This is a genomic window from Streptomyces sp. NPDC047971, assembly GCF_040653355.1.
In the GTDB taxonomy this organism is placed as follows: Bacteria; Actinomycetota; Actinomycetes; order Streptomycetales; family Streptomycetaceae; genus Streptomyces.
Window position 1 is genome coordinate 46,807 of sequence record NZ_JBEZNW010000042.1, and the last position, 14,156, is coordinate 60,962.

At 73.6% G+C, this 14,156-nt stretch carries 11 protein-coding genes and 1 pseudogene; 7 read left to right on the forward strand and 5 right to left on the reverse strand.

All coding sequences use genetic code 11. The annotated features are described in order from the left end of the window. Positions 1 to 8 precede the first annotated feature (8 nt). From AB0D99_RS29690 to AB0D99_RS29700, 3 genes are read right to left on the reverse strand one after another with little or no spacing between them, the layout of a single operon-like run. A complete protein-coding gene (locus AB0D99_RS29690) occupies positions 9 to 356 on the reverse strand; it encodes a DUF190 domain-containing protein (protein ID WP_362368977.1) in 348 nt (115 codons plus the stop codon). Beyond that, complete coding sequence (crcB, locus tag AB0D99_RS29695) at positions 353 to 763, reverse strand: fluoride efflux transporter CrcB (protein ID WP_362368979.1); 411 nt, start codon at positions 761 to 763, stop codon at positions 353 to 355. The genes AB0D99_RS29690 and crcB overlap by 4 nt, the downstream gene beginning before the upstream one ends. A 9-nt stretch (positions 764 to 772) precedes the next feature. Beyond that, complete coding sequence (locus AB0D99_RS29700) at positions 773 to 1,501, reverse strand: dithiol-disulfide isomerase (RefSeq protein ID WP_362368982.1); 729 nt, start codon at positions 1,499 to 1,501, stop codon at positions 773 to 775. 155 nt (positions 1,502 to 1,656) lie between these two features. Here AB0D99_RS29700 and AB0D99_RS29705 point away from each other — a divergent pair, with 155 nt between their 5' ends. Then, positions 1,657 to 2,757: an LLM class flavin-dependent oxidoreductase gene (locus AB0D99_RS29705; protein ID WP_362368985.1), complete on the forward strand. Its 1,101-nt coding sequence runs from the start codon at positions 1,657 to 1,659 to the stop codon at positions 2,755 to 2,757. A 557-nt stretch (positions 2,758 to 3,314) separates the two neighbouring features. Continuing rightward, the gene (locus AB0D99_RS29710) at positions 3,315 to 4,457 is read left to right on the forward strand and encodes a transposase (protein WP_362369023.1); all 1,143 of its coding nucleotides are present in this window, start codon (positions 3,315 to 3,317) and stop codon (positions 4,455 to 4,457) included. Between the two features lie 213 nt (positions 4,458 to 4,670). Here AB0D99_RS29710 and AB0D99_RS29715 read toward each other — a convergent pair whose 3' ends face one another. Both AB0D99_RS29715 and AB0D99_RS29720 read right to left on the reverse strand, forming a co-directional pair. After that, on the reverse strand, positions 4,671 to 6,641 hold the full coding sequence (locus AB0D99_RS29715) for a GAF domain-containing protein (protein WP_362368988.1): 1,971 nt from the start codon (positions 6,639 to 6,641) through the stop codon (positions 4,671 to 4,673). A gap of 244 nt (positions 6,642 to 6,885) precedes the next feature. After that, positions 6,886 to 7,869 (reverse strand): NADPH:quinone reductase, encoded by a 984-nt coding sequence (locus tag AB0D99_RS29720; RefSeq protein ID WP_362368991.1) that lies wholly within the window; start codon positions 7,867 to 7,869, stop codon positions 6,886 to 6,888. A 100-nt stretch (positions 7,870 to 7,969) separates the two neighbouring features. Between AB0D99_RS29720 and AB0D99_RS29725 the strand changes: the two genes are divergently transcribed. The 5 genes and pseudogenes from AB0D99_RS29725 to AB0D99_RS29745 form a co-directional block, all read left to right on the forward strand. After that, on the forward strand, positions 7,970 to 8,422 hold the full coding sequence (locus tag AB0D99_RS29725; protein ID WP_362368994.1) for a GNAT family N-acetyltransferase: 453 nt from the start codon (positions 7,970 to 7,972) through the stop codon (positions 8,420 to 8,422). 198 nt (positions 8,423 to 8,620) lie between these two features. Next, positions 8,621 to 10,210, forward strand: a complete 1,590-nt coding sequence (locus tag AB0D99_RS29730) for a class I adenylate-forming enzyme family protein (RefSeq protein WP_362368997.1) — start codon at positions 8,621 to 8,623, stop codon at positions 10,208 to 10,210. Beyond that, a complete protein-coding gene (locus AB0D99_RS29735) occupies positions 10,207 to 12,228 on the forward strand; it encodes an FAD/NAD(P)-binding protein (protein ID WP_362369000.1) in 2,022 nt (673 codons plus the stop codon). Before AB0D99_RS29730 ends, AB0D99_RS29735 begins: the two co-directional genes overlap by 4 nt. A 43-nt stretch (positions 12,229 to 12,271) precedes the next feature. Next, positions 12,272 to 13,780, forward strand: a complete 1,509-nt coding sequence (locus AB0D99_RS29740) for a lyase family protein (protein WP_362369002.1) — start codon at positions 12,272 to 12,274, stop codon at positions 13,778 to 13,780. After that, positions 13,777 to 14,156: pseudogene (locus AB0D99_RS29745) on the forward strand (MFS transporter); the annotation flags it as partial. The gene AB0D99_RS29740 and the pseudogene AB0D99_RS29745, both read left to right, overlap by 4 nt.

Sequence of the window (14,156 nt, forward strand, 5' to 3'; positions counted from 1 at the left end):
CGCCCCGTTCATGTCCGGTCCTCCCGGCCCACGTACCGGATCACCTCGCAGTCGTCGAGGATCACCAGTCCCTCCGTCACCAACGCGTCGAGCTGGGGCAGGAAGTCCCGGACCCGGTCCTCGGTGTCCACGATCACGACGGCGACCGGCAGGTCCTCGCTCAGCGAGAGCAGGCGGGTGGTGTGCACGAGCGAGGAGGCGCCGAAGCCCTCGATGCCCCGGAAGACGGAGGCACCGGCGAGGCCCGCCTCGTGGGCGCGGTGCACGATCTCGGCGTACAGCGGCCGGTGGTGCCAGGTGTCGCTCTCGCCGAGGAGGATCGTCACGCGCAGGGCCCTGCCCGCCAGTCTCGTCATCGTGTCCTCCTCGCCAGAGCGCGACGGGTCGCGAGGGTCGCGGCCCACACGGCGGCCAGCGCGGCGACCACCGTCGCTCCCATGTATGCCACGCCGCGGGCCGTCTCCCCCGCGCTCAGCAGCCGCTGTGTGTCGAGGGAGTACGTGGAGAAGGTGGTGAAGCCGCCGAGGACGCCCGTACCGAGAAAGGGGCGTACGAGCCGGTGGGGCGGGGTGGCGACCTCGGTGACCAGCACCGTCAGCACGCCGATCAGCGCGCAGCCGGACACGTTCACGAGGAACGTGGTCCAGGGGAACGCGTCGGCCGGGGTGGGCCGGACGAGCGACGCGCCGTAGCGGGCCGCCGCGCCGAGGGCGCCGCCGGCCGCCACGGCGGCGACCACCGGTAGCTGCCCGCGCACGTCCATGCGGTCAGGTTAGGCGGTCTCCGCCGCCGCGCCGTCGGACGCCCTCCCGGCGGCCAGGGTGTCCAGGAGCGTCGCCGCCCAGCCCGCGTCGTAGTGGTCGAGGCGCGGGAAGCCGCCGTTGTACAGATCGCCGGTGAAGACGTACGTGGCGCCCGGGTTGTGGGCCGCGTATCCACCGTCCGCGAAGAAGTGCGGGCTGCCCTGGATCTCCGGGCCCCGGGCCTCGTGCCACTGCTCGTACACCTCGCGCCGGCCCGCGCCTCGCGCGAGGGCGGCCTCCAGGGCCCGGGCGTCGACGTCCGGGCAGGACTCGGCGATGTCGAGGATCACGGAGTGGATCGCTATGCAGCGGTGCTCGGTGTAGAAGGCCGTCCGCAGCCCGGCGTCGAGCTGGTCGGAGCCGCGCAGCCCGCCCGCCTCCGGCGCCTTCGCCGCCTGGACGGCTTCGAGGGCGGGCAGGACGCTCGACGGGTACTCCCACGCGGGCGCGTCCCACAGTCGCCAGCCCAGCTCGGGGCGGTGCGCGCCGAGCATGACGACCTCGGCGTCGACGATGTGCTTGGGCGTGGGCTGGCGGTTGAACAGCTCCAGCGGGAAGGCGCGGTGGTCGATCAGCAGGTCCTGCCCGCGCTCGGCGGCGGTGGCCCGCAGGGTGTGCAGGGCGAGCGAGGCCCAGGGACAGCCGATGTCCGACCAGGCGGTGACGACGGGCGGGTGCGCGTCTCGTACGGGAGTCATGGCTGTGAGCGTGGGTGTCCCCGGGCGGCTCGTCCAGTGGCCGCGACCGACTTCGTCACCATGCCCCCAGCTTTCCGGATAAGTTTCCGTTTCTTCTCGGGGTCGTGCACTATGGAGGGGACGAACCTTCCTGGGGCGGCTTGGAGTGTTGTGTCATGCAGTTCGGAATCTTCACCGTCGGGGACAGGACCACCGATCCCACCGACGGCACCACGCCGGGCGAGTACGAGCGGATCAAGGCCATGGTCGCCATCGCCCGCAAGGCGGAGGAGGTCGGGCTGGACGTCTTCGCGACCGGCGAGCACCACAACCCGCCGTTCGTGCCGTCCTCCCCGACGACCCTCCTCGGGCACATCGCGGCCCGTACGGAGAGGCTGATCCTCTCCACGTCCACGACGCTGATCACCACCAACGACCCGGTGAAGATCGCCGAGGACTTCGCGATGCTCCAGCACCTCGCCGACGGCCGCGTCGACCTGATGATGGGACGCGGCAACACCGGTCCGGTCTACCCGTGGTTCGGCCAGGACATCCGCCAGGGCATCCCGCTGGCCGTCGAGAACTACGCGCTGCTGCACCGGCTGTGGCGCGAGGACGTGGTGAACTGGGAGGGCCGCTTCCGCACGGCCCTCCAGGGCTTCACCTCGACGCCCCGTCCGCTCGACGGCGTACCGCCCTTCGTCTGGCACGGCTCCATCCGCTCCCCCGAGATCGCCGAACAGGCCGCGTACTACGGCGACGGCTTCTTCGCCAACCACATCTTCTGGCCCAAGGAGCACACGGCCAGGATGGTCCGCCTCTACCGGAAGAGGTTCGCCCACTACGGGCACGGCACTCCCGAGCAGGCCGTCGTCGGCCTCGGCGGCCATGTCTTCATGCGCAAGAACTCCCAGGCGGCCGTACGGGAGTTCCGGCCCTACTTCGACAACGCCCCCGTCTACGGCCACGGTCCGTCCCTGGAGGAGTACACGCGCGAGACGCCGCTGACCGTCGGGTCTCCGCAGGAGGTCATCGACCGCACGATGTCGTTCCGCGAGTACGTGGGCGACTACCAGCGGCAGTTGTTCCTGGTGGACAGCGGCGGTCTGCCGCTGAAGACGGTCCTGGAACAGCTCGACCTGCTCGGCGAGGAGGTCGTCCCGGTGCTCCGCAAGGAGATGGAGAGCCTGCGCCCGGCCGGTGTGCCCGAGGGGCCGACCCATGCGGCCCGGGTGGCGGCGCGCGACGCCGGGAGCGGCGCGAAGACCCGCGCGTAGCGGCACCGGGGCCGGCGGACCGTCGGCCCGGGCGCCGGCCCCCGGGAGCCGGAGCGGGCCGGAGACCCGCGACGTGAGCGAGGCGGACAGGCGCGGACCCTGGCCTGGGGCATTAACCAGGGGCCGGCCCGTGCCGCCTCGTTCTGCGATGGTCGGCCCGGCCGACAGGGCGGTCAAAGCCGGGCCGCAGAGTCTGTCAGATCCCCCCTCCCGGTATGCCGCACCGCCACCCGCCCTCGCGCCCCGTCGCGCGGCCCACGGTGGTCCGGCCACACCCCACCCCCCGTCCGACCAGGGCCGGACACCCGCTGCGGCGCTCCCCGAGCGGGCGACGGTGGTCCGACCACCATCCGGCGGCCCAGTGGGGTGCCGGGTACACCTCGTGCCGACGGACGCCCAGGCGAGACCGTGGAGGTGCAGCTGGAGGGAGCTGCAAAACCGTAGGCAGGAGTGTCGTGAGTACATCCGTCGCAACCAAGAGCAGGACTCTTCTCGATCCACTGGGAATCCCGCACCGCACCGGGAACGTGGCGCACTCCGCGGCGTACCGGAACGCGGTGGCCGACGATGTCTACGACGAGCTCTGTGCCACGCTCTTCTCGGGGTTCCCGCGACGGGACCAGCGGCTGAAGGCGGAGCAGTACCTCCGGGGGCTGCTGACCGCGCAGGGCCGCAAGTCGATCCGTAACATCGCGGCGCAGATCGGCGGGCCGGCCGCCGAGCAGAGCCTGCACCACTTCATCTCCAGCTCCACCTGGGACTGGCGGCCGATGCGGGCCGCGCTCGCCGGGTTCCTGGAGCAGAACAGCTGCCCGCAGGCATGGGTGGTGCGGTCGATGCCGATACCGAAGGCCGGCGAGCACTCGGTGGGCGTGGACCGCAGGTTCGACCCCGAGCGCGGGCAGGTTTTCCGGGGCCAGCAGGCGTTCGGCGTGTGGTTCGCCGCCGAGGAGCTGAGCGTCCCGGTCAACTGGCGTCTCTTCCTGCCCGATCCGTGGGTGAAGGACCGGACCCGGCGCGACCGGGCGGAGGTTCCGGAGGGCGCGGGCGAGGAGACGCTGGAGGAGTGCGCGGTCGCGGCGGCGCTCGACACCGCCCGCTGGCAGGACGTCACCCGCAAGCCGGTGCTGCTCGACATCCGGGGCGGCGCGGGGCGTGCGGCGCTGAACCGGCTGGCCGGCGCGGGTGTGCCGGTCGTCGCCCGGATCGGCGCGACGTGCCGGCTGGCGGTCGCGGACCGGGCGCTGCCCGGTTTCGGCGCCGGACCGCTGCCGGCCCAGCAGATCCTGGAGTCGCTCAAGGGCCTGCGCCGCCCGGTGAGCTGGCTGGACACGGCGAGCGGCGGGCGGACCTCGCGTACGTCGCTGGCGACGGTGGTACGGGTGGCGCTGCCCGCGCCCGCGGGGGAACGGATGCGTCCGCTGCTGCTGCTCGGCGAGTGGGACGACCCTCGGCGGCCCCCTGCCCGGCTGTGGATCACCGACCTGAACGGCTCGACGGTCGGCTCGCTGCTGCGGCTGACGAAGCTGGCCGGGCGGGTGGAGCGCGACTTCACCCGGGTCGGCGAGGGCGCGGGGCTGCGGGACTTCGTGGGCCGCTCGTTCCGCGGCTGGCACCGTCACATCACCCTGGCCTCGGCGGCCCACGCGGCGACGGTCCTGGCGACGGACTGGGACGCCGCGTACGACTCCGCCGGCTGACACCGGCCGGGGCGGGGCGGCCACCGCGCCCCCGCCCCGGCCGGTCATGAGACGGAACCCGCCCAGGCAGGCCACGGGGCCGGAACCCGCCCCGACCGGTCAGGAACCCGCCCGCCGCGGCGTCGGACGCCGGTGCCTCCCCGCACCCCGCGCGTCACCGCGCCGCGGCGACCCCCGCGCCGCGGCCCCGGTGCCCCGTCCGCCGTCGCCACGTCACGACGGCGGGCGGGGCGCGTCCGGGGCCGGGCGGGCCGGGTCCGCGCCGCGCTGCTGCGCCAGGACGTCTCGGGTGCGCTGAAGGCGGAGGGCCAGCTGGACCTCCAGGACCTGGCCGGGCTTCTGCCACTCCGTGCCGAGGAGTTCGCCGATGCGCTCCAGTCGGCGCGAGACCGTGTTCGGATGGACGTGCAGCGCCTCCGCCGCGTTCGTCGGGCTGCCGCCCGACGCGAAGTACGCCTCCAGCGTGCGCGTCAGATCGGTGAACCGTTCGGCGTCGTACTCCAGTACGGGACCGATCGCCGACTCGATGAACCCGTCCACGTCGTGGTCGTCGGAGAGCAGCAGCCCCAGGAAGCCGAGGTCCTGCACGGACGCCGCGGACCCCGAACCCCCCAGCGCGCTCATCGCGTCCAGGCAGCGCATGGCCTCCAGATACATCCGGCCCACCCCGTCCGGGCTCCAGCCCGGGCCCGCGGCGGCGACCGAGACCGGGTGGCCGAGCAGCGGGGCCAGTTCGCCGGAGACCGCGCGGGCGGCGGCCGAGGCGTCGAGCCCCGGCAGCAGCAGCACGAGGCAGCCGCCCTGCACCGTCTTCAGACCGGCCATCCGGTACGCGTACGAGGACGCCCACACCACGGCCCGCCCCTGCTCCCCGCCCTCCGGCCGGGCCACCACCAGCACATGCGGCTTGCGCAGGTCGATGCCGAGTCGGCCGGCGCGCTGCACTAGCTGTTGCGGAGGAGCGTGCTGCGGGTCGGCGAGCAGGTCGTCGAGCAGCTCGTCGCGGACGGGCCCCTCGGCGACCGCGGTGGAGCGCTGCATCAGGAGCAGGAACGCGACGGACTGCGCGGCCAGTTCGAGGAGCCGCTCGTCCTCCCCGGTCAGTCCCGTGTCCGCCCGCATCACCAGGACGCCGAGGTCCTCGGAGCCCGCGATGACGGGCGCGACCCAGGTGTTGTCGCCGGTCACGACGGGCCGGCGGCCGGCATGGGCGTCCAACGACGCCTTCGCCACGGACTCCTCGTCGAGGCCCGGGATCTCACCGCCGGAGACGAGCCTGCGGCCGCCCGGATCGCGGATCATGACGGTGCCGTCGAGCGCGTCGCCGGCCGCCTTGGCCACGTTGCACAGGTCCCCGCCCGCCAGGACGAGGTTCATGATCCGGCTGTGCGCCTCACTGACGTGCCGCATCCGGGTCAGGCTGGACCTGGCGCGGGAGCTGTCCAGCTCCAGTTCGGTGACCTCGGCGCGGGTCTGGTCGAGGAGACGGGCCTTCTCGATGGCGACGGCGGCGAGGTCGGCCAGTGAGGACAGCAGCCCGATCTCGTCGGGGGTGTAGTGGCGGACCCTGCGATCCGCCCCGTACAGGGCGCCGACGGTGGTGTCCCCGCTGCGCATCGGAATCGCCATGACGGCGTGCAGTCCCTCGGCCCGGACGACCTCGTCGACCGCCCGCGCGTGCGGGAAGCGGTCGTCCTCCAGGTAGTCGGAGGTCCAGGCCGGTTCGCCGTGGCCGTGGGCCTCGCCGCCGAGGCCGTGGCCGTCGAGGACGCGCAGGCCGTTGACGAGCCCGGTGTGGGATCCCTCGGTGGTGTGGACGCACGAGGACCCGTTGGTGTCGCGGAGGCTGACGTACGCCATGTCGAGCGACAGGAGCCGTTTGGCGCGGCGGGTGATGACCCGCAGCAGGCTGTCGAGGTCGTAGGGGAGCGTCAGGTCGCGGGCGGTGTCGACGAGGGCGGCGAGCCCGGCCTCGCGCTGCTCGCTGCGGTCGAAGGAGGAGGAGAGGCCGGTGGCGAGGTGGACGGCCCGTTCGAGCCGGGCCAGTTCGTCCGGCGGGGTGCCGGCGCCGCGGGCCTCGTGGAGCACTGTCTCGTAGCGGCTGGGTGGGGCCTGTTGGGCCAGCAGCTCCAGAACCGCGAGCGCGTCGGTGCCCCCGCCGCCGTCCGCGCCATGCTTGGACATGTCCCAACCCCCGTTGTTGAGAGAAACCGGGAGCCCCGGAGGAAACCCGTACCGCTGGCCGAAACTAATTCGGCCCTGGGAGAGGGTCAACGGTGACCTCGGCCACTTCGTTCCCGCCGTGTGAGCAGGGTGGGGAGATCACCGCCGGGCAGGGGAAGCGGTGTTGTGGGACCACCTTCCGCCCGGGGGGATGGGCGGAAGGCGGTCGGCCGGAGCGGCCCGTCACGGGGGAAGGGGCCCCTGCTCACGCCCCCGGTGTGCGGAGCACCAGGCGGGTGCCGTGCGGGCCGTGCGTCTCGATGCGGCGGTGGACCTCGGCGGCCTCGCTGAGCGGGCGCACCTCGACCTCGCGGGGGCACAGCAGTCCGGCGGCGAGGAGGTGGTTGATCGCCTCGGCGGCCTCGGCCAGTTCGGCCGTGGTGGCGTGCGAGATGACGAATCCCGCGATCGAGCCGTCCTTCATGTAGAGCTGTCCGGCCGGCAGGACGGGACGGCTGCGGGCGCCCGCGAGGAGCACGATCCGGCCCCGGCGGGCCAGCAGGTCCACGCTGTGCGCGAGGTCGTTGGTGCCGGAGGCGTCGAGGTAGGCGTCGACGCCGTCCGGGGCCGCCTTGCGGATCAGTTCGTGCGCGGCCGGGTCGGTGTAGTCGAAGACCTCCGAGGCGCCGAGCGAGGCGACGTACTCCGTGTCCCGCTGCCGCGCGGTGGCGATCACCCGCGCTCCGGCCCACGCGGCGAGGGCGACCATCGCGCTGCCGACGTTGCCGGCCGCGCCCGCGACCACCACCGTCTCCCCGGCCCGTACGCGGCCGTGCGTGAAGAGTCCGAGGTACGCGGTGGCCGCCGGGTGCACCACGGCGACGGCGAGCTCGGGGTCGACTCCGGCCGGGAGCCGGTAGAGGCGGTCGGCCGCCACGACGGCCCTCTCGGCCGCGGCGCCCTGGCGCCCCTCGTGGCCCAGGCTGTTGCTCCACACCAGGTCTCCGGTGGTGAACCCGGTGGCGCCCGCTCCGCTCTCCACGACCCGGCCGACCAGATCGCGGCCGATCACGAAGGGAAAGGGCAACGGCGTGCTGAAGACTCCGGACCGTACGAAAGTGTCGACCGGATTGACCGTGGTGGCCAGGACGTCGACGAGAACATCCGTGGGCCCGGGGTGTGGTTCGGCCAGTTCCCCGTAATGAATCGCTTCCGGCGGTCCGAGCTCTTCGATGTAGGCAGCGCGCATACCCGGATACTGGCAGGGCCGTTCCGTGATTTCTCCCGCGCGCCCCATGGTGTGTCAACTCGGGCGGATCGTGCGGCATTACGGGCCTACGCTGACGTTCATGGAATTGACATTGACCGATCTCGCCCCGGGCGACCCGGAGTTCGACACCGGCGTGGGTCCCCTGATCCGGGCCCTGCGCCCCGGCCTGGACGAGGACGGGTTCCTGCGGTTCGCGACGGCGGCCCACCGGCAGGGCCTGGTCTTCACCGCCGCCCATGACGCCACCGGGCGCTGCCTGGGCGTGGCCTCGCACCGCGTACTGGCCACCAGCCGGGGCCGGTTGCTCTTCGTCGACGATCTCGTCACCGATCCCTCCGCCCGCTCGGCCGGGGTCGGCGCGCGCCTTCTCGACGAGCTGCGGGCGCGCGGCCGCCGGGCCGGGTGCGTACGGATGGAACTCGACACCGGCACGGTCAACCACGGCGCACAACGCTTCTACCACGCACAGCGGATGAACATCGTGGCCCTGCACTTCGCACAGGAGTTGGGCACCGGACTTGACGTACCCTGATTGGCTTCGTTGACCGCCTCCCCGGGCGCTCAGCAGTATTCCCTTCCGAGAACAGCGAAATGTTTCCGTCCATTCTCCGTCCGCCCTTCTTCACCCGCGCATTCCTGCGGGAGCGGCCCGAATTCGCCTTGCCGACCCCTGCCGATCACTGCTGATCTCTGCCGGACTCGGCATTTCTACTGACGAAAGCCTGGGGACATGCTGCTGCAGCGCATTGGAAACCGTGGAATCCGGCTGGGCACGCTGTTCGAGCGAGCGGCGTCCCGGCATCCGGCGAACGTGGTGATCCTCGACCACGACCTCGACATCGCGCCCGAGCTCGGGCGGCGGACGACGGTCGCGGAGATCGCCGACCTGATCGACGACTTCGCGTCCCGGCTCTGGGCGGCGCGGGTACGCCCCGGGGAGCGGGTCGTCGTCTACAAGTCCGACGGCTTCGACATCACGCTGCTGTCCTGCGCCATCGCCCGTGTCGGGGCCGTCCCGGTGCTCCTGTCGCCGAAGCTGGACGGCGCGACCGCCGCGGAGCTGGTGCGGCGCACCGACCGGCCGTTCCTGCTGACCGACGCGGCGAAGCTGGAGAAGGAGCTGCCGCCCGAGGTCTTCGACCTCGCCGGCAAGGTGCTGCTGGCCTCCGGCAGCCATGAGGGCGCCACGGAGCTCGCCGCTCTCGCCGGCGTGGCGCGGGTGCCCGCCGTGACGATGCCGCCCGAGCACCCGACACTGATCACGCACACCTCGGGCACGACGGGCACCCCGAAGCTGGCCGTGCACACCGGCCGTACCCTGCAGGCCCGTTACCGGCCGCAGTTCTCCGCCGTCGCGCCGCTGATCCGCGACCGCGAGACGATCGCGATGCACGTGTCGTTCGTCCACTCGCGGCTCTTCACCGCGCTCGCGATCTCCCTCCTGCGGGGCTTCCCGATCATCGTGCTCGCCGATCCGGACGCCAAGCAGGCCGCCGACCTGTTCGCCCGGCTGAAGCCCGGCATCCTGGAGGCGCACCCCAACTCGTTCATGGAGTGGGAGGAGTTGGCGAACGACCCGCGCGGACCGCTGTCCAACGTGAAGCTGTTCTCCTCCACCTTCGACGCGATCCACCCGCGGACCGTGCACACCCTGCTGCGCGCCACGAAGCGGCGCGCGCCCCTCTTCGGCCAGCTGTACGGCCAGAGCGAGGTCGGACCCGCCGTGGTCCGCGCCTTCACCCGGCGCCGCAAGCTCGACGACGACGGACGCTGCGTCGGCCGCCCCTTCCCGGGCATGACGGACGTGCGGGTGGTCGGCCGGGACGGCAAGGAGCCCTCGCCGGAGAACCCGGGCTACATCGAGGTGCGCAGCGACGGCCGGATCGTCACCTACCTCGGCGAGCAGGAGCGGTACGACCAGCAGGTGTCCGCGGACGGCTGGTGGCGGATGGGGGACGTCGGCTACCGCACCAAGTGGGGCTGCGTGCACCTGCTCGACCGTGAGGTCGACCTCATCGAGGGCTTCGGCTCCACGCTCGCCGCCGAGGACACGCTCTTCGGGAAGCTGCCGGAGCTGGCCGAGGTCATCATCATCCCCGGCGGCGACGGCCGGGCCGTCCCGGTGGTGTGCACCAAGGACGACCGCCCGCTGGACCCGGCGGCCTGGAAGGCGGCGGCGGCCACGCTGCCGCCGATGGCGGAGCCGGTCCAGTGGCGGCTCGGCGAACTGCCGCAGACCGCCACCACCAAGATCAAGCGGCTCGAGCTGGCCAGGCTGCTCGCCGCGGGCACCACGACGACCACCGGGGAGAGCGCATGAACGACACGCACGCCGAGTACTGCATCGTCGGCGCCGGACCGCGCGGCCTGTCGGTACTGGAGCGGATCTGCGCCAACGAGCGGACCGCGCCCAGCCACCGGACCCTGACCCTCCATGTCGTCGACCCGGCGGCGCCGGGCGCCGGCGCGGTGTGGCGGACCGAGCAGTCCCGGCACCTGCTGATGAACACGGTCGCCTCGCAGGTGACCGTGTACACCGACGACAGCGCACGGATCGAGGGCCCCGTCGAGCCCGGCCCCAGCCTGTACGAGTGGGCGCGGGAACTCGCGGCGCTCGCCGTGCTCACCGAGGACGGCGGGCGCGCCGAGAGCGGGGGCGCCGACGGGTACGACGAGGCGACCCTGGAGGAGGCGCGCCGGCTCGGCCCGGACTCGTACCCCTCGCGGGCCTTCTACGGCCGCTATCTGCACGACTCCTTCCAGCGGGTGGTGGCCCGCGCGCCCGGCCACGTCACGGTGCGCCTGCACCGGTCGCGGGCGGTCGCGATGGCCGACACGCACGGGGTCCCGGGCGGCCCGCAGGGCGTGCGGCTCGAGGACGGCACCCGGCTCAACCACCTCGACGGGGTCGTCCTCGCGCAGGGCCATGTGCCGGCCCGGCTGACGGCCCGCGAGGCCCGCACGGCGAGCCTGGCCCGGATCCACAACCTGCGCTACCTGACGCCCGCCAACCCGGCGGACCTGGACCTGAGCGGCATCGAGCCGGGCCGGCACGTGCTGCTGCGCGGCCTCGGGCTCAACTTCTTCGACCACATGGCGCTGTTCACCGCCGGGCGCGGCGGGGTCTTCGAACGGCGGGACGGGCGTCTGGTGTACCGCCCCTCGGGGCGTGAGCCGAAGCTCTTCGCCTCCTCCCGGCGCGGGGTGCCGTACCACGCGCGCGGGGAGAACCAGAAGGGCGCGTACGGGCGTTACCTGCCGCAGCTGCTGACACCGGAGTTCATCGCCCGGCTGCGGGCCCGGAACGCCGAGGGCGAGCGGGTGAACTTCGCGCAGGACCTGTGGCCGGTGATCTCGCGCGAGGTGGAGAGCGTCTACTACGGCACGCTCCTGGACTCCCTGGGGCGCGGCGCCGAGCGCGAGGAGTTCACCACCCGGTACCTGGCCGCGGCCGAGCAGTCCGACCGGACGGCGCTGGTGGCCTCGTACGGCTTCGAGGAACCCCGCCGCTGGGACTGGGAGAAGCTGTCGCGACCGTACGGCGAGCGGCGGTTCACGGACCGGGACGACTTCCGGACGTGGCTGCTCGGCCACCTGGAGCAGGACGTGGTGGAGGCCCGGGCGGGCAATGTGGAAGGCCCGCTCAAGGCGGCGCTGGACGTACTGCGGGACCTGCGCAACGAGGTACGGCTCGCCGTCGACCACGGCGGCCTCGAAGGCAACTCGCACCGGGACGACCTGGAGGGCTGGTACACCCCGCTCAACGGCTTCCTGTCGATCGGCCCGCCGGCCTCCCGTATCGAGGAGATGATCGCGCTGATCGAGGCCGGTGTCCTGGAGGTCACCGGTCCGGGCACGCAGATCCGGCTCGACGCGGCGGCGCCGTCCTTCGTGGCCGCGTCGGACACGGTCCCGGGGCCGCCGGTGCGGGCGACGGTGCTGATCGAGGCGCGGCTGCCGGAGCCGGACCTGCGGCGCACCCAGGACCCGCTGCTGCTGCACCTGCTCGACACCGACCAGGCCGCGCCGTACCGGATCCCCGGTTCCTGCGGGACGAGTTACGAGACCGGCGGGCTGGCCGTCACCGAGCGGCCGTACCGTGTGGTGGACGGCCGCGGCAGGCCGCATCCGCGGCGCTTCGCCTACGGCGTGCCGACCGAGTCCGTGCACTGGGTGACCGCGGCCGGCATCCGGCCGGGCGTCGACTCCGTGACCCTCGGCGACTCGGACGCGATCGCCCGCGCGCTGTGCGCGCTGCCGCCGACCGCGCACGTGCCCGCGGGAGTGCGGCCGGTGACGCGTGAGGCCACGACGGAGCTCGCCGGGGTGATCGTGTGAGCGGGCGCCGTGACGGGACGGCCGGGCGCGCCGGGGTGGTCGTGTGACCCGGTCCCACGACGACGCGGGGCTCCTCTCGCCGGTGCGGGCCGGAACGCCCGTGGAGGCCGCGGTCGGCGACCAGGCGTGGCTGCAGGCCATGCTGGACGCCGAGGCGGCGCTGGTCCGGGCGCAGGCGCGGCTCGACACGGTCCCGGAGTCGGCGGCCCGGGCCGTCTCCAACGCGGCGCGCGCCGAACGCCTGGACGTCCGTGCCCTGGCCCTCGCGGCCCGCGAGACGGCGAACCCGGTGGTCGGCCTGGTGCAGGCGCTGACGCGCGTCGTCGCGGCGGAGGATCCGGCGGCGGCGGAGTACGTCCACCGGGGCTCGACGAGCCAGGACATCTTCGACACCGGGGCGATGCTGGTCGCGGACCGGGCGCTGCGGCTGATCCGCGCGGACCTGTCCCGGACGGCGGCGGCGCTCGCCGCGCTGGCCGAACGCCACCGCGACACCCTGATCGCCGGCCGCACCCTGGCCCTCCACGCGGTCCCGACCACCTTCGGTCTCAAGGCCGCGGGCTGGCGCGGCCTTCTCCTCGCCGCCGACGACCGTCTGGCGCGCGTCCAGGAGGCCCTCCCGGTCTCCCTCGGCGGCGCGGCGGGAACGCTCGCGGGGTACGTGGAGTACGCGCGACTGGCGGCGGGCGGGGCGCCGGACCCGGCCGGGAGCGGCGCGGGCGCGCCGGAGGGCGGCACCGGCCGGCCGACGGCCGAGGACTCCGGTGCGGCCGCCGACGCACCGGACGGCACGCCCCTCGGCGGGTTCGACGTCGGGGCCTACCAGGAGCGGCTCGTCGAGGCGTTCGCGGAGGAGACCGGGCTCGGGTCCGGGCTGCTGCCGTGGCATGCGCTGCGGGCTCCCGTCGCCGATCTGGCGTTCGCGCTCGCGTTCGCGACCGGGGCGCTCGGGAAGGTCGCGATCGACGTGCAGTCGCTCGCGCGGACCGAGGTCGGCGAGGTCGCCGAGCCGTCGGGCGGGGCCGGGCGCGGGGCGTCGTCGGCGATGCCGCACAAGCGCAATCCGGTGCTGGCCACGCTCATCCGGTCGGCCGCGCTCCAGGTGCCCGCGCTCGCGGGCGCGCTGGCACAGTGTCTGGTCTCCGAGGACGAGCGGTCGGCCGGGGTGTGGCATGCCGAGTGGCAGCTGCTGCGCGAGTGCCTGCGGCTGACGGGCGGCGCGGCGCACACGGCCGTCGAGCTGGTCGAGGGCCTGGAGGTGCGGGCCGAGCGGATGCGGGAGAACGTCGCGCTCACCGGCAGCCGGATCGTCTCCGAGCGGATCGCGGCCGTGCTCGCGCCGCGGCTCGGGAAGGCCGCCGCGAAGGAGCTGCTGACCTGGGCGTCGGTGACGGCGGACCGGGACGGCCGCCCACTGCCCGAGGTCCTCGCGGACGCCCCGGAGCTGGCCGGCGTCATGGACCGGGCCGAGGTCGACGCGCTGTGCGACCCGGCCGCCTACACGGGCGCGGCCGGCCCCCTGGTGGACCGGGCGCTGAAGGGCGTGTCGTGAGCGGCGGCCCCGTGGCGTCCCGGTCCCGGCCCGCCGGGTCCCGGTGGATCGAGGGCTGGGACCCCGAGGACGTCACGTTCTGGGAGGCGCGGGGGAAGCGGATCGCGCGGCGGAACCTCGTGCTGTCCGTCGCCTCCGAGCACATCGGCTTCTCCGTCTGGAGCATGTGGTCGGTCCTCGTCCTCTTCATGTCCCCGCGCATCGGGCTGCCGTTCACGCCCGGCGAGAAGTTCCTCCTCGTCGTGACCCCCACCCTCGTCGGCGCGGTGCTGAGGCTCCCGTACAGCTACGCCGTCACCCGCTTCGGCGGCCGCGACTGGACCGTGTTCGCCACCGCGATCCTGCTCGTCCCGGCCGGCGCCGCGGCGTACTTCGT

What these genes read in the sequence shown, in the direction of transcription:
- AB0D99_RS29720 (WP_362368991.1), bottom strand. Translation starts at nt 7,869, where the DNA reads ATGCGCGCTGCCTACATCGAAGAGCTCGGACCGCCGGAAGCGATTCAT.
- AB0D99_RS29705 (WP_362368985.1), top strand. Translation starts at nt 1,657, where the DNA reads ATGCAGTTCGGAATCTTCACCGTCGGGGACAGGACCACCGATCCCACC.
- AB0D99_RS29735 (WP_362369000.1), top strand. Translation starts at nt 10,207, where the DNA reads ATGAACGACACGCACGCCGAGTACTGCATCGTCGGCGCCGGACCGCGC.
- AB0D99_RS29715 (WP_362368988.1), bottom strand. Translation starts at nt 6,641, where the DNA reads ATGTCCAAGCATGGCGCGGACGGCGGCGGGGGCACCGACGCGCTCGCG.
- AB0D99_RS29725 (WP_362368994.1), top strand. Translation starts at nt 7,970, where the DNA reads ATGGAATTGACATTGACCGATCTCGCCCCGGGCGACCCGGAGTTCGAC.
- AB0D99_RS29690 (WP_362368977.1), bottom strand. Translation starts at nt 356, where the DNA reads ATGACGAGACTGGCGGGCAGGGCCCTGCGCGTGACGATCCTCCTCGGC.
- crcB (WP_362368979.1), bottom strand. Translation starts at nt 763, where the DNA reads ATGGACGTGCGCGGGCAGCTACCGGTGGTCGCCGCCGTGGCGGCCGGC.
- AB0D99_RS29730 (WP_362368997.1), top strand. Translation starts at nt 8,621, where the DNA reads ATGCTGCTGCAGCGCATTGGAAACCGTGGAATCCGGCTGGGCACGCTG.
- AB0D99_RS29700 (WP_362368982.1), bottom strand. Translation starts at nt 1,501, where the DNA reads ATGACTCCCGTACGAGACGCGCACCCGCCCGTCGTCACCGCCTGGTCG.